The organism is Pseudomonas sp. B2M1-30 (assembly GCF_025447575.1).
In the GTDB taxonomy this organism is placed as follows: domain Bacteria; phylum Pseudomonadota; class Gammaproteobacteria; order Pseudomonadales; family Pseudomonadaceae; genus Aquipseudomonas; species Aquipseudomonas botevensis.
In genome coordinates this window covers 321,978-342,680 of sequence record NZ_JAOEJT010000003.1, presented here as the reverse complement: position 1 = coordinate 342,680, position 20,703 = coordinate 321,978, and the positions used below count along the sequence as shown (strand labels likewise).

At 62.5% G+C, this 20,703-nt stretch carries 16 protein-coding genes; 8 read left to right on the top strand and 8 right to left on the bottom strand.

All coding sequences use genetic code 11. The annotated features are described in order from the left end of the window. The first annotated feature begins 2 nt into the window (after positions 1 to 2). The 7 genes from pilQ to hemE all read left to right on the top strand — a co-directional run bounded on the left by pilQ (position 3) and on the right by hemE (position 13,033). A complete protein-coding gene (pilQ, locus tag N8H74_RS08115) occupies positions 3 to 2,081 on the top strand; it encodes a type IV pilus secretin PilQ (RefSeq protein ID WP_217831962.1) in 2,079 nt (692 codons plus the stop codon). 4 nt (positions 2,082 to 2,085) lie between these two features. Continuing rightward, entirely contained in the window at positions 2,086 to 2,604 is a 519-nt protein-coding gene (aroK, locus tag N8H74_RS08110; RefSeq protein ID WP_217831963.1) for a shikimate kinase AroK, read from the top strand. A gap of 141 nt (positions 2,605 to 2,745) precedes the next feature. Further along, the gene (gene aroB / locus N8H74_RS08105) at positions 2,746 to 3,846 is read left to right on the top strand and encodes a 3-dehydroquinate synthase (RefSeq protein ID WP_217831965.1); all 1,101 of its coding nucleotides are present in this window, start codon (positions 2,746 to 2,748) and stop codon (positions 3,844 to 3,846) included. Positions 3,847 to 3,856: 10 nt separating this feature from the next. Further along, positions 3,857 to 5,470, top strand: a complete 1,614-nt coding sequence (locus tag N8H74_RS08100; RefSeq protein WP_217831967.1) for an AAA family ATPase — start codon at positions 3,857 to 3,859, stop codon at positions 5,468 to 5,470. A gap of 350 nt (positions 5,471 to 5,820) precedes the next feature. Beyond that, positions 5,821 to 10,266, top strand: a complete 4,446-nt coding sequence (gene gltB / locus N8H74_RS08095; protein WP_262146867.1) for a glutamate synthase large subunit — start codon at positions 5,821 to 5,823, stop codon at positions 10,264 to 10,266. A gap of 31 nt (positions 10,267 to 10,297) precedes the next feature. After that, the gene (locus N8H74_RS08090; protein WP_007909438.1) at positions 10,298 to 11,716 is read left to right on the top strand and encodes an FAD-dependent oxidoreductase; all 1,419 of its coding nucleotides are present in this window, start codon (positions 10,298 to 10,300) and stop codon (positions 11,714 to 11,716) included. Positions 11,717 to 11,965: 249 nt separating this feature from the next. Then, on the top strand, positions 11,966 to 13,033 hold the full coding sequence (gene hemE / locus N8H74_RS08085) for a uroporphyrinogen decarboxylase (RefSeq protein WP_217831971.1): 1,068 nt from the start codon (positions 11,966 to 11,968) through the stop codon (positions 13,031 to 13,033). Between the two features lie 111 nt (positions 13,034 to 13,144). On the opposite strand, the gene N8H74_RS08080 is transcribed toward hemE, so the two are convergent. After that, entirely contained in the window at positions 13,145 to 14,419 is a 1,275-nt protein-coding gene (locus N8H74_RS08080) for an MFS transporter (protein WP_217831972.1), read from the bottom strand. A 119-nt stretch (positions 14,420 to 14,538) separates the two neighbouring features. Here N8H74_RS08080 and N8H74_RS08075 point away from each other — a divergent pair, with 119 nt between their 5' ends. After that, the gene (locus tag N8H74_RS08075; RefSeq protein ID WP_217831973.1) at positions 14,539 to 15,441 is read left to right on the top strand and encodes a LysR family transcriptional regulator; all 903 of its coding nucleotides are present in this window, start codon (positions 14,539 to 14,541) and stop codon (positions 15,439 to 15,441) included. 78 nt (positions 15,442 to 15,519) lie between these two features. On the opposite strand, the gene N8H74_RS08070 is transcribed toward N8H74_RS08075, so the two are convergent. The 7 genes from N8H74_RS08070 to N8H74_RS08040 all read right to left on the bottom strand — a co-directional run bounded on the left by N8H74_RS08070 (position 15,520) and on the right by N8H74_RS08040 (position 20,639). Then, entirely contained in the window at positions 15,520 to 15,957 is a 438-nt protein-coding gene (locus N8H74_RS08070) for an excinuclease (RefSeq protein WP_217831974.1), read from the bottom strand. A 121-nt stretch (positions 15,958 to 16,078) separates the two neighbouring features. Further along, positions 16,079 to 16,525, bottom strand: coding sequence for an excinuclease (locus N8H74_RS08065; protein ID WP_217831976.1), 447 nt, complete (start codon positions 16,523 to 16,525; stop codon positions 16,079 to 16,081). Between the two features lie 30 nt (positions 16,526 to 16,555). Continuing rightward, the gene (locus N8H74_RS08060) at positions 16,556 to 17,782 is read right to left on the bottom strand and encodes a beta-ketoacyl-ACP synthase (protein ID WP_262146866.1); all 1,227 of its coding nucleotides are present in this window, start codon (positions 17,780 to 17,782) and stop codon (positions 16,556 to 16,558) included. After that, complete coding sequence (fabG, locus tag N8H74_RS08055) at positions 17,782 to 18,510, bottom strand: 3-oxoacyl-ACP reductase FabG (protein WP_217831979.1); 729 nt, start codon at positions 18,508 to 18,510, stop codon at positions 17,782 to 17,784. Before fabG ends, N8H74_RS08060 begins: the two co-directional genes overlap by 1 nt. Next, positions 18,503 to 18,967, bottom strand: a complete 465-nt coding sequence (locus N8H74_RS08050; protein ID WP_262146865.1) for a hotdog family protein — start codon at positions 18,965 to 18,967, stop codon at positions 18,503 to 18,505. Before N8H74_RS08050 ends, fabG begins: the two co-directional genes overlap by 8 nt. After that, the gene (locus N8H74_RS08045) at positions 18,964 to 20,160 is read right to left on the bottom strand and encodes a beta-ketoacyl-[acyl-carrier-protein] synthase family protein (protein WP_262146864.1); all 1,197 of its coding nucleotides are present in this window, start codon (positions 20,158 to 20,160) and stop codon (positions 18,964 to 18,966) included. Before N8H74_RS08045 ends, N8H74_RS08050 begins: the two co-directional genes overlap by 4 nt. Then, positions 20,157 to 20,639, bottom strand: coding sequence for a hypothetical protein (locus N8H74_RS08040; RefSeq protein ID WP_347710401.1), 483 nt, complete (start codon positions 20,637 to 20,639; stop codon positions 20,157 to 20,159). Before N8H74_RS08040 ends, N8H74_RS08045 begins: the two co-directional genes overlap by 4 nt. Positions 20,640 to 20,703 lie beyond the last annotated feature (64 nt).

Sequence of the window (20,703 nt, the reverse complement as noted above, 5' to 3'; positions counted from 1 at the left end):
CAATGAACAGGATTTTCTCCACCCTCGGTTTTTCGCTATGGATAGCGCTGCTTTCGCCGATGGTACAGGCGGCCAGTCTCAAGGCGCTGGATGTCGCGGCGCTGCCGGGTGACCGCGTCGAACTCAAGCTGTCGTTCGATGGCACGCCGCCGCAGCCCAAGGGCTACACCACCGAATCGCCCGCACGGATCGCCCTCGATCTGCCCGGCGTTGCCAGTCAGTTGGCAGTCAAGACGCGCGATCTGGGCAGCGGTAATGCCCGCAGCGCCACGGTGGTCGAGGCCAAGGATCGCACGCGGCTGATCATCAACCTGACCCAGTTGACGCCTTACGACGCCCGGGTCGAGGGCAACACGCTGTTCGTGGTGGTCGGGCAGGGCACCAAGGCCACCGTGCCACGGCCGGTGACCGCTGCTCAGCGGGCAACCCCCGCGCCGGCGCCGGCCAGAACCTTCGCGCCGACGGCCAGGGCGATTCGCGGCGTGGACTTCCAGCGCGGTACGGACGGTGAGGGCAATGTCGTCATCGATCTGTCGGATCCCGCCATCGCCCCGGACATTCAGGAGCATGACGGCAAGATCATCCTCAACTTCGCCCGCACCCAACTGCCCGAAAAACTGCGGGTGCGGCTGGACGTCAAAGACTTCGCCACTCCGGTGCAATTCGTCAGTTCCAGCGTCAGCGGTGATCGGGCGACGATCGCCGTCGAGCCCAGCGGTGCCTTTGACTACTCGACGTTCCAGACCGACAACAAGCTGACCGTCAGCATTCGGCCGATGACCGTCGACGATTTGCGCAAGCGCAACGTTGACCGCAACAGCTACAGCGGCGAAAAGCTCTCGCTTAACTTCCAGGACATCGACGTGCGCTCGGTGCTGCAACTGATCGCCGACTTCACCAATCTCAATCTGGTGGCCAGCGATACGGTTCAGGGCGGTATCACGTTGCGTCTGCAAAACGTGCCGTGGGATCAGGCACTGGATCTGGTGCTGAAAACCAAAGGCCTGGATAAACGCAAGATCGGCAACGTGCTGCTGGTGGCTCCGGCGGATGAAATCGCCGCCCGGGAGCGCCAGGAGCTGGAGTCGCAGAAACAGATTGCTGAACTCGCGCCGTTGCGTCGGGAGCTGTTGCAGGTCAACTACGCCAAGGCCACGGACATCGCCAAGCTGTTCCAGTCGGTGACCAGCGCCGAGGCGAAGGTCGACGAACGCGGCTCGATCACCGTCGATGAACGCACCAACAACATCATTGCCTACCAGACCCAGGATCGCCTCGACGAGTTGCGGCGGATCGTGGCGCAACTGGATATTCCGGTGCGCCAAGTGATGATCGAAGCGCGGATCGTCGAGGCCAACGTCGATTACGACAAGAGCCTGGGCGTGCGCTGGGGCGGTTCGATCCAGAACAAGGGCAACTGGAATACCTCCGGGGTCAGCAACGGCTCATCGACCACCATCGGGACGCCGGGCAGTACCAGCACCAACTCGCCGTTCGTCGACATGGGCACGGTCAACAACACCTCCGGGATCGGCATCGCTTTCATCACCGACAACGTATTGCTCGATCTTGAGCTGACCGCGATGGAGAAGACCGGCAACGGCGAAATCGTCTCGCAGCCCAAGGTCGTCACCTCCGACAAGGAAACCGCGAAAATCCTCAAGGGCACCGAGATTCCCTATCAGGAAGCCAGCTCCAGCGGCGCCACGTCGGTGTCCTTCAAGGAGGCTTCGCTGTCGCTGGAAGTGACGCCGCAGATCACCCCCGACAACCGCATCATCATGGAGGTCAAGGTCACCAAGGACGAACCGGACTACCTGAACAAAGTGCAGGATGTACCGCCGATCAAGAAAAACGAGGTCAACGCCAAGGTGCTGGTAAATGACGGCGAGACCATCGTGATTGGTGGGGTTTTCTCAAATACTCAAAGCAAAGTCGTAGATAAGGTGCCATTTCTTGGCGATGTGCCGTATCTTGGCCGCCTTTTCCGGCGTGATGTGGTTTCGGAGAAAAAATCCGAGCTGTTGGTCTTCCTCACTCCGCGTATCATGAATAACCAGGCGATTGCTGTGAGTCGTTGATTCTGTGCGAAATTTGATTCTTGTAGGACCGATGGGCGCTGGAAAAAGCACCATCGGCCGGTTGCTGGCCAAAGAGCTGCGCCTGCCGTTCAAAGATTCCGACAAGGAAATTGAACTGCGCACGGGCGCCAATATCCCGTGGATCTTCGACAAGGAAGGCGAACCCGGCTTCCGCGACCGCGAAGAGGCGATGATCGCCGAACTGTGCGCATTCGACGGCGTGGTGCTGGCGACCGGCGGCGGCGCGGTGATGCGCGATGCCAACCGCAAGGCCCTGCATGCGGGCGGGCGGGTGGTGTACCTGCACGCCTCCGTCGAGCAGCAGGTCGGTCGCACCTCCCGTGATCGCAATCGCCCGCTGCTGCGCACCGCTGATCCGGCGAAAACCCTGCGCGATCTGCTGGCGCTGCGCGATCCGCTGTATCGGGAAATCGCCGACCTCGTCGTGGAAACCGACGAGCGGCCGCCACGCATGGTGGTGCTCGATATCCTGGAACGCCTGCAGCAGCTTCCGCCCCGTTAAAGTGCCGTCGCAAATGCGCTATCCTCGGCGTCCTGTCGAGGGTTGTGGCGGATGGCAGGCGAGCGGCGTCATACCGGCACATGCCGTGAACATTCGATAATTCCAGGCAGGACGCCTGCTTCATCTTCATCGTGGGGACTCATGCAGACACTCAAGGTCGATCTAGGCGAGCGTAGCTACCCGATCCATATTGGCGAAGGCCTGTTGGACCGTCCCGAATTGCTGGCTCCGCACATCCATGGGCGGCAAGTGGCAATCATCTCCAACGAGACCGTTGCGCCGCTCTATCTCGAGCGTCTGACCCGCAGCCTGGCGCAGTTTTCGGTGATTTCCGTCGTCCTGCCGGACGGCGAAGCCTTCAAGAACTGGGAAACCCTGCAACTGATCTTCGACGGCCTGCTGACCGCCCGTCATGACCGCCGCACCACGGTGATCGCCCTGGGCGGCGGTGTGATCGGCGACATGGCCGGTTTTGCGGCCGCCTGCTATCAGCGTGGCGTCGACTTCATCCAGATCCCCACCACACTGCTGTCTCAGGTCGATTCGTCGGTGGGCGGCAAGACCGGGATCAACCATCCGCTGGGCAAGAACATGGTCGGCGCGTTCTATCAGCCGAACGTGGTGCTGATCGATACGGCATCCCTCAATACGCTGCCGGCGCGTGAGCTGTCCGCCGGTCTGGCGGAAGTCATCAAATACGGGCTGATCTGCGACGAGCCGTTCCTGACCTGGCTCGAAGACAACGTCGACAAGCTGCGCAATCTGGATCAGCAAGCGCTGACCTACGCCATCGAGCGCTCCTGCGCGGCCAAGGCTGCGGTGGTCGGTGCCGATGAGCGCGAGTCCGGCGTGCGCGCTACCCTCAACCTCGGCCACACCTTTGGCCACGCCATCGAAACCCACATGGGCTATGGTGTCTGGTTGCATGGTGAGGCGGTCGCGGCTGGCACGGTGATGGCGCTGGAGATGTCCGCGCGTCTGGGCTGGATCAGCGACGCAGAGCGTGATCGCGGCATCCGCCTGTTCCAGCGGGCCGGTCTGCCGGTGATTCCGCCGGAAGAGATGACCGAAGCCGATTTTCTCGAACATATGGCAATTGATAAAAAAGTGATCGACGGTCGCCTGCGCCTGGTGCTGCTGCGCCGGATGGGCGAAGCAGTGGTGACCGACGATTATCCGAAAGAGGTTCTACAGGCCACGCTGGGAGCGGATTACCGCGCCCTGGCTCAGCTTAAAGGTTAATAAGATTCCGATGACTAGTTTGCATGCCGACGAGGCGTTTCTCGGCCATTACCAGTTAAGTCACGACCCTTTCGCTCCACGGGTGCCGGGCTTCAAGTTCTTCCCGGCCCAGCGCAAACCGGTGCTGGGGCAGTTGCATCACCTGGCCCGCTACAGCCAGTTGCTGCTGGTGGTCACCGGCCCGCAGGGCAGTGGCAAGACGTTGCTGCGCCAGGCGCTGGTGGCCAGTACCAACAAACAATCGGTGCAGAGCGTCGTTGTCTCCGCCCGTGGTGCGGGCGATGCGGCCGGCGTGTTGCGACAGGTGGCCCAGGCACTGAACGTGGCACAGGCCGAAGTTAACGCCATCCTCGATCAAGTGGTGCAACTGGCGCTGACCGGTCAGGAAGTCTATCTGCTGGTGGACGATGCCGAACAACTCGACGAGTCCGCCCTTGAAGCCTTGATGGCGTTGGGGGCCGGCGCACCGGAAGGTCGCCCGCATGTGTTCCTGTTCGGCGAGTCGTCGCTGATCGCTCAGCTTGAGGCCTTGCACCTTGAGGAAGAGCGCTTCCACGTCATCGAATTGCAGCCATACACCGAGGAAGAAACCCGCGAATACCTCGACCAGCGGCTCGAAGGCGCCGGCCGTGGTATCGAACTTTTCACCGCGGATCAGATCTCTGATATTCACGAAAGCTCCGAGGGCTGGCCTGGCAACATCAACCAGGTCGCTCGCGATGCGATGATCGAAGCCATGATTGCCAGCCGCTCTGCGGTCAAGCGTCCAAGTATGGGGTTCAACATGCCGAAGAAACACGTATTGGCGATTTCCGCCGTCGTTGTGGTCGCGGTCGCTGCCGCCTGGCTGATGCCGGGCCGCAACAAGGCGCCGACCACCGGCGCGCCGGCCAACGAACAGGCGCAACTGCCATTGGGTCAGGGCACGCCTCAGGCCGGCGGCGCGCCGTCCGTCGAGTTCAATGGCAACACCCAGCCGATGCCGTTGCCGCTGGTCGGCAACTCGCAACCGGTGATGCGCGGCCCGTTGGCCGAGGCGGCGGGTGGAATCACCGAAGGTGACGATGGTGTGCCGCTCGAAGGCTCCAGCAATACGCCGCCGACCGTGACCACCACTGCGCCGCCGGCAGGTGTTCCGGCAGGCCCGGCACCTACGCCGGTCCCGGTTCCGGTTCCAGCCGCCAAGCCGACCCCGGCACCGACCCAGGTGGCGACCGCCAAGCCTGCTCCAGCGGCGCCAGTGGCCAAACCGGCTCCAGCGCCGGCCAAGCCTGTCGCCGCCGCCAAACCGGCGGAGAAGCCTGCCGAGAAGCCTGTGACCGTTGCCAAGGCTGCCGGTGGCAGCTGGTACGCCGGCCAGGCACCGGGTAACTACGTGGTGCAGATCCTCGGCACCAGCTCCGAAGCGACCGCGCAGAACTTCGTCAAGGAGCAGGGCGGCGAGTACCGTTATTTCAAGAAAGTCCTCAACGGCAAGCCTCTCTACGTGATCACCTATGGCAGTTTTGCCAACCGTGATGCGGCTGTTTCTGCCATCAAGGCCTTGCCAGCGAAGGTTCAGGCTGGTAAACCTTGGCCTCGCACTGTCGCCAGCGTCCAACAGGAACTGGCTACAACTCGCTGAAGATTCGGCGGCCTTACCCAGGCCGCCTCTCCCGGCACCTCAAAATCTCCACGAGTGCGCGCCGTCTCCACAGACTGCGTGCCTTGTGGTGTCTGCGTCACAGTAGTCTTTGAGTCGTTGCGGTCAAAATTAAAAAAGTTTTGACTAGCACAGCAGATCGCTTTAAACCTTTCACAAATGCGACATGAATTTGCGACATTTCGTCGTCAAATTTGTGGGCGTCTGTGTCGCTGTGTACAATGACCACCCTTTTGCCCCCGCTAAGCCGGCGTACGTTCGGCGTGGAGCGCAAGTGGTTGAATTGAAAAGAAATTTGCCTCGAAAAGAGGCAGCCTGGTGAGAAAGTGTCTATGAAAGCAGGTCTGTACCAACCAGATGAATTCAAGGATAACTGCGGTTTCGGCCTGATAGCCCATATGCAGGGCGAGCCCAGTCATACCCTTTTGACCACGGCCATCGAGGCCCTGACCTGCATGACCCACCGCGGTGGGATTAATGCCGACGGCAAGACCGGTGACGGTTGCGGTCTGCTGATTCAAAAGCCCGACGCGTTCCTGCGTGCCATTGCCCAGGAAACCTTCAACGTCGCGCTGCCCAAGCAATATGCCGTGGGCATGGTCTTCTTCAATCAGGATCCGGCCAAGGCCGAAGCCGCTCGCGAGAACATGAACCGCGAGATCCTCGCCGAAGGCCTGCAACTGATCGGCTGGCGCAAAGTGCCTATCGACACCAGCGTCCTTGGCCGCCTGGCCCTCGAGCGCCTGCCGCAGATCGAGCAGGTGTACATCGGCGGCGAAGGCCTGAGCGATCAGGACATGGCGGTCAAGCTGTTCAGCGCCCGTCGTCGCTCGTCGGTGGCGAATGCCGTCGACAGCGACCACTACATCTGCAGCTTTTCCCACAAGACCATCATCTATAAAGGCCTGATGATGCCGGCCGACCTGGCCGCGTTCTATCCGGACCTGAGCGACGAGCGCCTGCAAACCGCGATCTGCGTGTTCCACCAGCGCTTCTCCACCAACACCCTGCCGAAATGGCCGCTGGCCCAGCCATTCCGCTTCCTCGCCCACAACGGCGAGATCAACACCATCACCGGCAACCGCAACTGGGCCCAGGCCCGTCGCACCAAGTTCACCAACGATCTGATGGATCTGGAAGAACTCGGCCCGCTGGTCAACCGTGTCGGTTCTGACTCTTCGAGCATGGACAACATGCTCGAACTGATGGTCACCGGCGGCATCGACCTGTTCCGTGGCGTGCGGATGATCATCCCGCCGGCGTGGCAGAACGTCGAAACCATGGACCCGGATCTGCGTGCGTTCTACGAGTACAACTCGATGCACATGGAACCGTGGGACGGCCCGGCCGGCGTGGTGATGACCGATGGTCGCTACGCGGTGTGCCTGCTCGACCGTAACGGTCTGCGCCCGGCGCGCTGGGTCACCACCACCAACGGTTTCATCACTGTCGCTTCGGAAATCGGCGTCTGGAACTACCAGCCGCAGGACGTGATCGCCAAAGGCCGCGTGGGTCCTGGCCAGATCCTCGCCGTGGACACCGAAACCGGTCAGATCCTCGATACCGATGCGATCGACAACCGCCTGAAATCCCGTCATCCGTACAAGCAATGGCTGCGTAAGAACGCCCTGCGTATCCAGGCGACCATGGAAGACAACGACCACGGTTCGGCGTTCTACGACGTCGATCAGCTCAAGCAATACATGAAGATGTACCAGGTCACGTTCGAAGAGCGTGATCAGGTGCTGCGTCCGCTCGGCGAACAAGGCTATGAAGCCGTTGGCTCGATGGGCGACGACACGCCGATGGCCGTGCTGTCCCAGCGCGTGCGCACGCCGTACGACTATTTCCGCCAGCAGTTCGCCCAGGTGACCAACCCGCCGATCGACCCGCTGCGCGAAGCGATCGTGATGTCGCTGGAAATCTGTCTCGGTGCCGAGCGCAACATCTTCCAGGAGTCGCCGGAACATGCCTCGCGCGTGATCCTCAGCTCGCCGGTGATTTCTCCGGCCAAGTGGCGCTCGCTGATGAACCTCGACCGCCCGGGTTTCGAGCGGCAGATCATCGACCTCAACTACGACGAAAGCGTCGGTCTGGAAGCCGCGATCCGCAATGTCGCCGATCAGGCTGAAGAAGCCGTGCGCGCCGGTCGTACCCAGATCGTCCTGAGCGACCGCCATATCGCCCCGGGCAAGCTGCCGATCCACGCTTCGCTGGCGACCGGTGCGGTGCATCACCGTCTGACCGAAAAAGGCCTGCGTTGCGACTCCAACATCCTCGTTGAAACCGCGACCGCCCGCGATCCGCATCACTTTGCGGTGCTGATCGGTTTCGGCGCCTCGGCGGTCTATCCGTTCCTGGCCTACGAAGTGCTGGGTGACCTGATCCGTACCGGTGAAGTGCTGGGCGACCTCTACGAGGTGTTCAAGAACTACCGTAAAGGCATCACCAAAGGCCTGCTGAAGATCCTGTCGAAGATGGGCATCTCGACCATCGCCTCGTACCGTGGCGCCCAGTTGTTCGAAGCCATCGGCCTGTCCGAAGAGGTTTGCGACCTGAGCTTCCGTGGCGTTCCGAGCCGTATCAAGGGTGCGCGTTTCGTCGACATCGAAGCCGAACAGAAAGCCCTGGCGACCGAAGCCTGGAGTCCGCGCAAGCCGATCCAGCAGGGCGGCCTGCTGAAGTTCGTCCACGGTGGCGAATACCACGCGTACAACCCGGACGTGGTCAACACCCTGCAAGCCGCCGTGCAGCAGGGCGACTACGCCAAGTTCAAGGAATACACCACGCTGGTGGACAACCGTCCGGTGTCGATGATCCGCGACCTGTTCAAGGTCAAGACCCTCGCCACACCGCTGGACATCAGTGAAGTGGAACCGCTGGAATCGGTGCTCAAGCGCTTCGACTCCGCCGGTATTTCCCTCGGCGCGCTGTCGCCGGAAGCTCACGAAGCCCTGGCCGAAGCCATGAACCGCCTCGGCGCGCGCTCCAACTCCGGCGAAGGCGGTGAAGACCCGGCGCGTTACGGCACCATCAAGAGCTCGAAAATCAAGCAAGTCGCCACCGGCCGTTTCGGTGTGACCCCGGAGTACCTGGTCAACGCCGAAGTGCTGCAGATCAAGGTCGCCCAGGGCGCCAAGCCGGGCGAGGGTGGTCAACTGCCGGGCGGTAAAGTGAACGGGCTGATCGCCAAGCTGCGTTACGCGGTGCCGGGCGTGACCCTGATTTCGCCACCGCCGCACCACGACATCTATTCCATCGAAGATTTGTCGCAGCTGATTTTCGACCTGAAACAGGTCAACCCGAGCGCACTGGTTTCGGTGAAGCTGGTGGCGGAAGCGGGCGTCGGCACCATCGCGGCCGGTGTGGCCAAGGCCTACGCGGACCTGATCACCATCTCCGGTTACGACGGTGGCACCGGCGCGTCGCCGCTGACTTCGATCAAGTACGCGGGCGCGCCATGGGAACTCGGCCTGGCCGAAACCCACCAGACCCTGCGCGGCAACGACCTGCGCGGCAAGGTCCGGGTGCAGACCGACGGCGGCCTGAAAACCGGCCTCGACGTGATCAAGGCAGCGATCCTCGGCGCCGAAAGTTTCGGCTTCGGCACCGCGCCGATGATCGCGCTGGGCTGCAAATACCTGCGTATCTGCCACCTGAACAACTGCGCCACCGGCGTCGCGACCCAGAACGACAAGCTGCGCAAGGATCACTACATCGGCACCGTCGACATGGTGGTGAACTTCTTCACCTACGTCGCCGAAGAAACCCGTGAGTGGCTGGCCAAGCTCGGCGTGCGCTCCCTCGAAGAGCTGATCGGCCGCACCGATCTGCTGGAAGTCCTCGAAGGCCAGACCGCCAAACAGCATCACCTGGATCTGACCCCGCTGCTGGGCAGCGATCACATCCCGGCGGACAAGCCACAGTTCTGCGGCGTCGAGCGCAACCCGCCGTTCGACCAGGGCCTGCTGGCCGAGAAAATGGTCGAGATGGCGACATCGGCGATCAATGACCTCAGCGGCGCCGAGTTCGATCTGGATATCTGCAACTGCGACCGTTCGATCGGCGCGCGGATCTCCGGCGAAATCGCCCGCAAGCACGGCAACCAGGGCATGGCCAAGGCGCCGATCACCTTCCGCTTCAAGGGCACTGCGGGTCAGAGCTTCGGCGTGTGGAACGCCGGCGGTCTGAACCTGTACCTGGAAGGCGACGCCAACGACTACGTCGGCAAGGGCATGACCGGCGGCAAACTGGTCATCGTGCCGCCGAAGGGCAGCGTTTATCAGACTCAGAACAGCGCCATCATCGGCAACACCTGCCTGTACGGCGCAACCGGCGGCAAGCTGTTCGCCGCCGGCACCGCAGGCGAGCGTTTCGCCGTGCGCAACTCCGGTGCCCACACGGTCGTGGAAGGCACTGGCGATCACTGCTGCGAGTACATGACCGGTGGTTTTGTCTGCGTCCTGGGCAAGACCGGTTACAACTTCGGCTCTGGCATGACCGGCGGTTTCGCCTACGTGCTCGATCAGGACAACACCTTCGTTGACCGGGTCAACCACGAACTGGTGGAAATCCAGAGGATCAGCGGCGAAGCGATGGAAGCCTATCGCAGCCACCTGCAAAACGTGCTGAACGAGTACGTCGCGGAAACCGACAGCGAGTGGGGTCGTGAACTCGCCGAGAACCTCGATGATTACTTGCGCCGTTTCTGGCTGGTCAAGCCGAAGGCTGCCAACCTGAAGTCGTTGCTTTCCAGCACCCGTGCCAACCCGCAGTGATGCGCCTGAAGAGTTTGATGAGGTTTTAACAATGGCTGAACGTCTGAATAACGACTTCCAGTTCATCGATGTCGGGCGCAAGGATCCGAAGAAGAAACTGTTGCGTCAGCGCAAGAAAGAATTCGTCGAGATCTACGAACCGTTCAAACCCCAGCAGTCGGCCGACCAGGCCCACCGCTGCCTGGGTTGCGGCAACCCGTACTGCGAATGGAAGTGCCCGGTGCACAACTTCATTCCCAACTGGCTGAAACTGGTGGCCGAGGGCAACATCCTCCAGGCCGCCGAGCTGTCGCACCAGACCAACACCCTGCCGGAAGTCTGCGGCCGGGTGTGCCCGCAGGACCGTCTGTGCGAGGGTGCCTGCACCCTCAACGACGGTTTCGGCGCGGTGACCATCGGTTCGGTCGAGAAGTACATCACCGATACCGCATTCGCCATGGGCTGGCGCCCGGACATGTCCAAGGTCAAGCCGACCGGCAAACGTGTCGCGATCATCGGCGCAGGCCCGGCGGGCCTCGGTTGTGCCGACGTGCTGGTGCGTGGCGGCGTGACCCCGGTGGTGTTCGACAAGAACCCGGAAATCGGCGGTCTGCTGACCTTCGGCATTCCCGAGTTCAAGCTTGAGAAGACCGTGCTGAGCAATCGCCGCGAAGTCTTCACCGGTATGGGCATCGAGTTCCGCCTCAATACCGAGGTCGGCAAGGACGTGACCATGGAGCAACTGCTCGCCGAATACGATGCCGTGTTCATGGGCATGGGCACCTACACCTACATGAAGGGCGGCTTTGCCGGTGAGGATCTGCCGGGCGTCTACGACGCGCTGGACTTCCTGATCGCCAACGTCAACCGCAACCTGGGCTTTGAAAAGTCGCCGGAAGATTTCGTCGACATGAAGGGCAAGAAGGTCGTGGTGCTCGGCGGTGGTGACACGGCGATGGACTGCAACCGTACTTCGATTCGCCAAGGCGCCAAGTCGGTGACCTGTGCCTATCGTCGTGACGAAGCGAACATGCCGGGCTCGCGCAAAGAGGTGAAGAACGCCAAGGAAGAAGGCGTGAAATTCCTCTACAACCGCCAGCCGATCGCCATTGTGGGCGAAGACAAGGTTGAAGGCGTGAAAGTGGTCGAGACCCGTCTCGGCGAGCCGGACGCCCGTGGCCGTCGCAGCCCTGAGCCGATTCCGGGTTCCGAAGAGATCATCCCGGCCGACGCTGTGGTCATCGCTTTCGGTTTCCGTCCGAGCCCGGCGCCGTGGTTCGAGCAATTCGAGATCCAGACCGACAGCCAGGGCCGCGTTGTTGCGCCTGAGCAAGGTCAGTACAAGCACCAGACCAGCAACCCGAAAATCTTCGCCGGTGGCGACATGGTGCGTGGTTCCGACCTGGTGGTGACCGCGATCTTCGAAGGCCGCAATGCGGCGGAAGGGATTCTGGATTACCTGGGCGTCTGAACCCGGTTCGAAACTGCACCGCAATACCTGTGGGAGCTGGCTTGCCAGCGATAGCATCACCTCGGTCAGTCTGACATTTCGAGGTGCCTGCATCGCTGGCGAGCCAGCTCCCACATTGGTTTCCAGGTGTTGCTGAAATCAGCGAAATTATTGCGACAAATTGACCCGATAGACAAAAGGCTGACCTGCATCCGTGCCTTTTGCGTCGCGCTCTGAGAAAATGCCCGCACTTTTTTTCCGGATGCCGACATGACTGCCCTGAAGAACGACCGTTTCCTTCGCGCCCTGCTCAAGCAACCCGTAGACGTCACCCCTGTGTGGATGATGCGCCAGGCCGGCCGCTACCTGCCGGAATACCGCGCCAGCCGCGCCCAGGCCGGTGATTTCATGAGCCTGTGCATGAATCCGGAATTCGCCTGCGAAGTCACGCTGCAACCCCTCGACCGCTATCCGCAACTGGACGCGGCGATCCTGTTCTCCGACATCCTCACCATCCCCGATGCCATGGGCCAGGGCCTGTACTTCGAGACCGGTGAAGGTCCACGCTTCAAGAAAGTCGTCAGCACCCTGGCAGACATCGAAGCCCTGCCGATCCCGGATCCGCACAAAGACCTCGGCTACGTGATGAACGCGGTCAGTACCATCCGCCGCGAACTGAATGGCCGTGTGCCGCTGATCGGTTTCTCCGGCAGCCCGTGGACCCTGGCGACCTACATGGTCGAAGGCGGTTCGTCGAAGGACTTCCGCAAGACCAAGGCAATGCTCTACGACAACCCGCAAGCCATGCACCTGCTGCTGGATAAACTGGCGCAGTCGGTGACCTCGTACCTCAACGGCCAGATCATGGCCGGCGCGCAAGCGGTGCAGATCTTCGACACCTGGGGCGGCAACCTGTCGGCGGCGGCGTATCAGGAATTCTCCCTGGCCTACATGAAGAAAATCGTCAGCGGCCTGATCCGCGAGCACGAAGGGCGCAAGGTGCCGGTGATCCTGTTCACCAAGAACGGCGGCCTGTGGCTGGAAAGCATCGCTGACGCTGGCGCCGACGCGCTGGGTCTGGACTGGACCTGCGACCTGGGCAACGCCCGCGCCCGCGTCGGCGACAAGGTCGCGCTGCAAGGCAACATGGACCCGACCGTGCTCTACGCGAAACCGGAAGCGATCCGCACCGAAGTCGGGCGCATCCTCGCCAGCTACGGCAAGGGCAGCGGCCACGTGTTCAACCTCGGCCACGGCATCACCCCGGAAGTCGATCCGGAACACGCCGGCGCGTTCTTGCGCGCGGTGCATGAGTTGTCGGCGCAGTATCACGAGTGATCGCGCGTCAATAAAAAACGCCCGGCTTGTGCCGGGCGTTTTTGTTTGCGCGATCCAATGTCAGACATGGATCAGAGATGAGAGGGAAGCAAGCTCTCTACAGGGATTTGGTCAGGCCTTAACGCCACCGAGAGGCGGCAACTTCGCCAGTTTCAACGCCACGATCAGCGCCACCAGCAGCAACGCGCCGATGAACAGGCCGATCCCGTTCCATCCGCCCCAATGCCAGAACACGCCGCCCGCTGTGCCGGCGATGCTCGACCCGGCGTAATAGCTGAACAGGTACAACGATGACGCCTGGCCCTTGGCCTTGGTTGCGCGGCGGCCGATCCAGCTGCTGGCGACGGAGTGCGCGCCGAAGAAGCCGAAGGTGAAGATCAGCATGCCGATGATGACCAGCGACAGGGGCGTGAACATCGTCAGGGCGAGGCCGGCGAACATCAGGGCGATGGTCGCCCACAGCACTTTGCGGCGCCCCAGTTTGTCGGCCAGCGAACCGATTTTCGCCGAGCTGTAGATGCCCGACAGGTACACCACCGACAGCAGGCCGACGAACGCCTGTTCCAGATGATACGGCTCGGCCAGCAGGCGGTAGCCGATGTAGTTGAACAGGGTGACGAACGCACCCATCAACACGAAGGCCTCGAGAAACAACAGCGGCAGGCCGGCATCGCGAAAGTGCATGGTGAAGCCGTCGAGCAGGCTGCGCGGGTGTAGCGAACGAGAGCGGAAGTTGCGCGACTCCGGGAGGATTTTCCAGAACACTGCCGCCGCGATCAACGCCAGGCCACCGATCACCAGCATCGCCGTGTGCCAGCTGACGAAATCGATCAGTACCCCGGTGATCAAGCGTCCGCTCATCCCGCCGATGGCGTTACCGGCGATATACAGGCCCATCGCCAGACCGATGTGCTGCGGATGGATTTCTTCGCTCAGGTAAGTCATGGCGACCGCCGCCAGCCCGCTCAACGACAAGCCGATCAGCGCGCGCATCAGCAGCACGCCGTGCCAGCTCGGCATCACCGAACTGGCGATGGTGCACAGCGCGGCCGCGAACAGCGCGGTGACCATCACCGGTTTGCGCCCGATCCGATCGGAGATTGGCCCGGTAATCAGCAGACCGAACGCCAGCATGCCGGTCGCCACCGACAGGATCAGGCTGCTCTGCGCCGCGTTGATCGAGTACTCATGGGACAGCAGCGGCATCATCGGTTGCACGCAGTACAGCAGGGCGAACGTCGCGAAACCGCCGCTGAACAGCGCCAGCACCGTGCGCATGAACATCGGCGTGCCTTTTTCGATGTAGATCTCTTGCAGCTCGGTCATCACATCATCCGCAGCAGCGGGCGGGACTTCATGGGCAAGGGGGGCAACGGCGGTTTTCACATCAGACCTCGGAGGAGCACGGCCAGGCAGGCAATGAAAAAATCATATAGCTGGCTAATGTTTCTATCCAATATATTGTTCGACCTGTTTGATAGCTTTAACGACCTAATGGGGCTTCCATGGAATTGCGTCATCTGCGCTACTTCATCGCTGTCGCCGAAGAGCTGCATTTCGGCCGCGCCGCACAGGCACTGGGCATCTCCCAGCCGCCACTGAGCCAGCAGATTCAGGCGCTGGAGCAAGAGGTCGGCGCACGGCTTTTCGAGCGGACCAATCGTCGGGTTGAGCTGAGCGAGGCGGGCCGATTGTTTCTGGAGGAGGCGCGGCTGGTGCTGGCGCAGGTCGATAAGGCCGCGGATGTGGCCCGGCGCGCGCAGCTTGGTGAACTCGGTGAGTTGAAGATCGGCTTCACCTCGTCGGCGCCGTTCAACTCGACCATTCCCCAGGCGATCTTTTCCTTTCGCCAGCGCTTCCCGGCGGTGCATCTGAATCTGCGGGAGATGAGCAGCACTCAAGTGGCGGATGCGTTGGTCGAAGAGTCGATTGAAGTCGGGATCATGCGCCCGCTTGGCCTGCCGGATTCGTTGAGTGTCGTGGAGCTGATGCGCGAACCGTTGGTGGCGGTGCTCAGCTCCAAACATCCGCTGGTGCAGGGTCCCGAGGAAGGGCTGTTTCTTTCGGCGCTGGCGCTCGAACCGTTCGTGTTTTTCCCACGCAGCTATGGCAGCGGTCTGTACGCGCAGTTGCTCAGCCTGGCCCGAGACGCCGGCTTCAGTCCGCATTTTGCCCAAGAGGCTGGCGAGGCGATGACCATTATCGGTCTGGTGGCGGCGGGGCTGGGTGTCTCGGTGTTGCCGGCGTCCTATCAACGGATGCGCATCGACGGTGTGGTCTATCGGCCACTGCTGGATCCGGCGGCGGTTTCGGCGGTGTGGCTGGTACAGCGCAAGGACCAGAAGTCACCGATGGCCAAAGCCTTCGTCGACCTGCTCACGCGCAAGGTTGAACCCTTGATCGGCTAATGGCCGCTGGCCTCTTCGCGGGCAAGCCCGCTCCCACAGGGGGAACGCGTTCCAAATGTGCGGGCTTGCCCGCAATGGCTAAGGCAACCGCACCAGATCCCCCTTCAACGCCACCCGCGCGACGAAAATCCCCACCCGGCACTCATACGTATTCAGATCCTTGCGTACATGCTGGTCGTAGTAGCTGACGATATTGGTCACCGCATTCGCCCCGATCCGCTTGGCATCGGCCTGCAGCTTGATCAGGTTCGACTGCAGCACCCACTCGCAGGCATCGCGATCACTCTTGTTGAAACCGTTGGTGCCCAGATCACTGATCACATCCCTGCGCAACAACTGCTGAGTGCCCTGCGGCCCGTTACCGGCCAGATAAAACTTCACACTGCCATCGATCCGCCCGGCGCGCAGCGCGTCCGCCAATACGGTTTCGAACGGCATGTACATGAGGTTGGTGGCGTGGCTGGCGCCGGGGAGCAGGCTGAACAGTGTGGCGGCGATCAGGGCTTTCACTTGCATGGTCATCTCCTTGACGTAGCGAGTGGGGAATTCATCCAGTGTAGACAGTGAATGTTGGCCGTAAAAATATGCTCTGAAATGACAAAGGGCGCCGAACGGCGCCCTTTGTCATTCCTGGCGATTACTTCACGGTCGCCAGATCACCCTTCAACGCAACCCCGGCCATGATCGCGCCCGCGTGGCACTCGTAGGTCGTCGGGTCTTTGCGTTCGTTGCTCTTGTAGAAGCTGACGATGTTGGTCACGGCGTTGGCACCGGCGTTTTTGGCGGCCTGGTGCAGGCTGATGATTGCCGACTGCACCACCCATTCGCAGGCTTCGGTGTCGGACTTGTTGAACGCATTGGTTTTCTTGTTGGTCACGGCGCCGGGACTGATGACGCTGACTTTGCCGGCCGGGGTGTTGCCGGCCAGGTAGAACTTCACGCTGCCGTCGATCTTGCCGGTGCGGGTCGCTTCGGCGACGGCTTTGTCGAACGGCAGGAACACCGGCGTGTCGCGGGCCTGGCTGACGGCCGGCAAGGCGCAGATCAGCAGGGTGGCGGCGGCAGCGAGTTTGTTGAAGCGCATGTGAGGTCTCCTTGACCTGGATTACGACGGTTATGACCAGCGGCGGAAGATCAGCGAAGTGTTGACCCCGCCAAAGGCGAAATTGTTGTTCATCACGTAGTCGTGGTGCATCTGGCGGAATTCGCCGCGCAGGTAATCGAGTTTGCCGCAGTGCGGGTCGACTTCGTCGAGGTTGAGCGTGTGCACATACAGGTCGCGGTTGAGCATTTCGATGCTGAACCACGACTCCAGCGCACCGCAGGCACCGAGGGTGTGGCCAAGGAAGCTTTTCTGCGAGCTGATCGGCATGCGTTCGCCGAACAGGCTGCTGGTGGCCAGGGTTTCGGCGATGTCGCCTTGTTCGGTGGCGGTGCCGTGACCGTTCACGTAGCCGATGACGTCGGGCGTGAGGCCGGCGTCTTCCAGCGCGAGTTCCATGGCGCGGCGCATGGTGACCTGTTCGGGACGAGTGGTGTGCTGGCCGTCGGCGTTGCTGCCGAAACCGACGATTTCGGCGTGGATCCGCGCGCCACGGGCGAGGGCGTGTTCCAGCTCTTCGAGGACCAGCATGCCGCCGCCTTCGCCGATCACCAGACCGTCGCGGCCCTTGTCATACGGACGCGGACTGGTGTGCGGCGCATCGTTTTTCAGGCTGGTGGCATACAGCGCGTCGAAGACCATGGCTTCGGTCGGGCAGAGCTCTTCGGCACCGCCAGCGAGCATCAATGGCAGGCGACCGAACTTGATCGCCTCGTAGGCATAGCCGATGCCCTGGCTGCCGCTGGTGCAGGCGCTGGACGTCGGGATCAGGCGACCGGTGAGACCGAAGAAGATGCTGATGTTCGCCGCCGTGGTGTGCGGCATCATCCGCACGTAGGAGTTGGCGTTGAGACCTTCGGCGACCGAGTTGAGCAGCATGTTGCCGAACGCCTTGATCTCGTCGGTGCTGCCGGTGGACGAGCCACAGGCCACGCCCATGCGCCCGTCCTTGATCGATTCGTCGCCGAGCAATCCGGCGTCGGCCAGGGCCTGTTCCGCCGCCCCGACCGCCAGGCGCGAAACCCGGCCCATGCTGCGCAATTGCTTGCGCGTCCAGTGCGCCGGCACCAGGAAGTCGTCGATCGGCCCGGCCAGCCGGGTGTTGAGCTCGCTGAAACGATCCCACTCGTCCATCCGGCGGATGCCGCTGCGGTTGGCCGCGAAGTTGCCGGCGATGGTTTCCCAGTCGCTGCCCAGCGAGGTGATGCCGGCCATGCCGGTGACGACAACGCGCTTCATCAGCACAAGCCTCCGTTGACCGCCAGCACCTGGCGGGTGATGTACGAGGCTTCCGCCGACATCAGGAAATTCACCGCGCCGGCCACTTCTTCGGGCGTGCCCATGCGTTGTGCGGGGATCATTTTCATCAGCTCTTCGACCGGCACGTTTTCGTCGAGCATCGCGGTGTCGATCAAACCCGGCGCGACGCAATTGACTGTGATTTTGCGCTTGGCCAGCTCGATCGCCAACGCTTTCGCCGCGCCGATCACCCCGGCCTTCGAAGCGCTGTAATTGACCTGGCCACGGTTGCCGATCAGCCCCGAAACCGAGGTGATGCACACGATGCGCCCGGCGGCACGGCGCCGGATCATCGGCATCATGACCGGGTGCAGGACGTTGTAGAAACCGTCGAGGTTGGTGCGCAGCACCACGTCCCAGTCGTCATCGCCCAGGGCCGGAAACGCGCCGTCACGGGTCAGCCCGGCGTTGAGCACCACGCCATAGTACGCGCCGTGGGTGTCGACATCGGCTTCGAGAATGCGTTTGCAGGCTTCGCGGTCGGCGACGTCGAATTGCAGGACGCGGGCCTTGCGCCCCAGTGCTTCGATTTCGCCTTGCACCGCATGCGCCTCGGCCACGCCGCTGCGGCAATGCACGACGATGTCATGGCCGGCCTCGGCCAGGCGCAAGGCGATGGCGCGGCCGATGCCACGGCTGGAGCCGGTGACCAGGATGGATTCAGTCATCGTGCGACTCCTTGTTCTGTTCAAGATACTGCGCTGCTTGGGGCGGACGGAAAACGTTGAGCCGGGCGCTGGCCTCGATGCCGGGTGCATTGATATGGCATTCGAACACACCCATGCCATTGTCATCCTCCAGCGAGCGGATGCCATGAATGGTCAGTTCGCTGCCCGCCGGGAAGGACTCGACGTTGCACTCGAACTTGCGGGTGCCGAGCAGGAAACCCAGCGCCACCGGATTGCCTTTCTGCCGCGCGTGGCAACCGGCGAAGGCCGCGACGCTTTGCGCCATCAGTTCGATGCCGACCCATGCCGGCAGGCTGCCGTCGGGCAGGTTGAACAGGCCGTCGGGTTTGACCGTGAGGCGGGTGTGGATCTGTTCTTCGTCGAAGCTCAGGATCCGGTCGATCAGAATCATGTCGCCAGCGTGGGGCAGCAGTTCGGCGAGCGGCCAGTCGGTCATGGGGCGTCTCCGATAATCAGGCTGACGTTATTGCCACCGAAGGCAAACGAGTTGCTCATCAGGTAGCGGGGTGCAATGGACGACAGGCGTTCGCTCGCGGTCACCCACTTGAGCGGCGGCAGGGCCGGATCGGCCTGGCCGTCCCAGACATGGGGCGGCAAGGCGTGGTCGGGATTGTCGTCGCTCAGGCTCAGCCAGCAGAACGCCGCTTCCAGCGCACCGGCGGCACCGAGGGTGTGGCCGGTCATCGGCTTGCTCGAAGAACACGCCACGCCCTGGGGGAACAGCGTGGCGACGGCGAGGCTTTCCATGGCGTCGTTGTGCTGGGTGGCGGTGCCGTGCAGGTTCAGATAGTTGATCTGCGTGGCTTGCAGTTGCGCCCGGTCGAGGGCCTTCTGCATCGCTTGCAGGGCACCACGGCCCGACGGCTCCGGAGCGGAAATATGGTGGGCGTCGGAACTGGCCCCGGCGCCCAGCAGGGCGATGGCCGGGCCGCTGCCGCGCTGCTTGCTCATCACGAACAGCACCGCCGCTTCGCCGATGTTGATGCCGTTGCGATTGGCCGAGAACGGATTACAGCGCTCACCGGACACTGCTTCCAGCGCGGAAAAGCCGTTGAGGGTCAGTTTGCACAGGCTGTCGACGCCACCGCACAGCACCGCGTCGCACAGGCCGAGATCGAGCAACCGCCGGGCGCTCATCAAGGCCCGGGCGCTGGAGGTACAGGCGGTGGAAATCACATACGCCGGGCCGCTCAGTTGCAGCCACTCGGCGAGGAAGTTCGCCGGAGCGCCAAGCTCCTGTTGCCGGTAGTCGTAGTCGGCGGGGAACTGCCCGTCGCGGATGTACCGGGCCAGACCCTGGCTGGCCTCGTCGATACCCGAGGTGCTGGTGCCGAGCACCACGGCGATGCGCTCGCGGCCGTAGGCCTGGATCGCCTGTTCGATGTCGGCGCGGATCTGCAACGCGGCTTCCAGCAGCAATCGATTGTTGCGGCTGTTGTGTTGCGTGCAGTGCGCTGGGATCGGCGCCAGTTCGCCCTGTACGCCGGCCACTGGCAGCTCGCGCTCGGGCACCCAGCCGGATTCGTGGCGCATGCCCGAGCAGTCGCCGGCGAACAGGTTGCGCGCGACTTCCTGCTTGTCGCGGCCGAGGGCGCAGATCACGCCGAGGGCATTCAGATAGGCGGTCATGGTGTCGGTTCACCGAGTGGAGAAACGCGATACTGCGGGCCTTGGGGCAGGTTCAATTCGAAGCTCAACGGTTGTGAATAACGGATGTCCCAGCGCGCCGGCAGGGAGCGTTGCCCGCCCTGCTGCTGCGCGGCGGGATAATTGAGTGCCAGTTCACCGGCCGGCGTCAGGGCGAACAGCAGGGCGGCGAACAGCTCTCGCGCTTCCGGGTTGGGCGGCAGCAAGCCATCGGCCTGCCAGCGTCCGTCGATCAGCTGCTGACGGGCCTGGGGAATGCCCAGCGGATCCATCATCGACCAGCGAATGCCCGGGCCTTCGCGCTGGATCACCAGCAGCCAGTCCTGCCGCTGTTCGGCCTGCACGCGTTCGATGTGCAGTTGCAGCGGCAGAGGCAACGTCGGGTTGCCGGCCGGCAGCGGGGCCTGGCTGGCGCAGGCGCTCAACAGCAAGGTGAAGGCGAGCACCATGAGTCGCCACACTGCCGTCCTTGTGGGAGCGTGCTTGCCCGCGAATGCAGACGACCATCCAGCGTGGCAAGCGATA

Coding starts and splice junctions, on each gene's coding strand:
- pilQ (WP_217831962.1), top strand. CDS start 3: ATGAACAGGATTTTCTCCACCCTCGGTTTTTCGCTATGGATAGCGCTG.
- aroB (WP_217831965.1), top strand. CDS start 2,746: ATGCAGACACTCAAGGTCGATCTAGGCGAGCGTAGCTACCCGATCCAT.
- N8H74_RS08100 (WP_217831967.1), top strand. CDS start 3,857: ATGACTAGTTTGCATGCCGACGAGGCGTTTCTCGGCCATTACCAGTTA.
- gltB (WP_262146867.1), top strand. CDS start 5,821: ATGAAAGCAGGTCTGTACCAACCAGATGAATTCAAGGATAACTGCGGT.
- N8H74_RS08090 (WP_007909438.1), top strand. CDS start 10,298: ATGGCTGAACGTCTGAATAACGACTTCCAGTTCATCGATGTCGGGCGC.
- hemE (WP_217831971.1), top strand. CDS start 11,966: ATGACTGCCCTGAAGAACGACCGTTTCCTTCGCGCCCTGCTCAAGCAA.
- N8H74_RS08075 (WP_217831973.1), top strand. CDS start 14,539: ATGGAATTGCGTCATCTGCGCTACTTCATCGCTGTCGCCGAAGAGCTG.
- N8H74_RS08070 (WP_217831974.1), bottom strand. CDS start 15,957: ATGCAAGTGAAAGCCCTGATCGCCGCCACACTGTTCAGCCTGCTCCCC.
- N8H74_RS08065 (WP_217831976.1), bottom strand. CDS start 16,525: ATGCGCTTCAACAAACTCGCTGCCGCCGCCACCCTGCTGATCTGCGCC.
- N8H74_RS08060 (WP_262146866.1), bottom strand. CDS start 17,782: ATGAAGCGCGTTGTCGTCACCGGCATGGCCGGCATCACCTCGCTGGGC.
- fabG (WP_217831979.1), bottom strand. CDS start 18,510: ATGACTGAATCCATCCTGGTCACCGGCTCCAGCCGTGGCATCGGCCGC.
- N8H74_RS08050 (WP_262146865.1), bottom strand. CDS start 18,967: ATGACCGACTGGCCGCTCGCCGAACTGCTGCCCCACGCTGGCGACATG.
- N8H74_RS08045 (WP_262146864.1), bottom strand. CDS start 20,160: ATGACCGCCTATCTGAATGCCCTCGGCGTGATCTGCGCCCTCGGCCGC.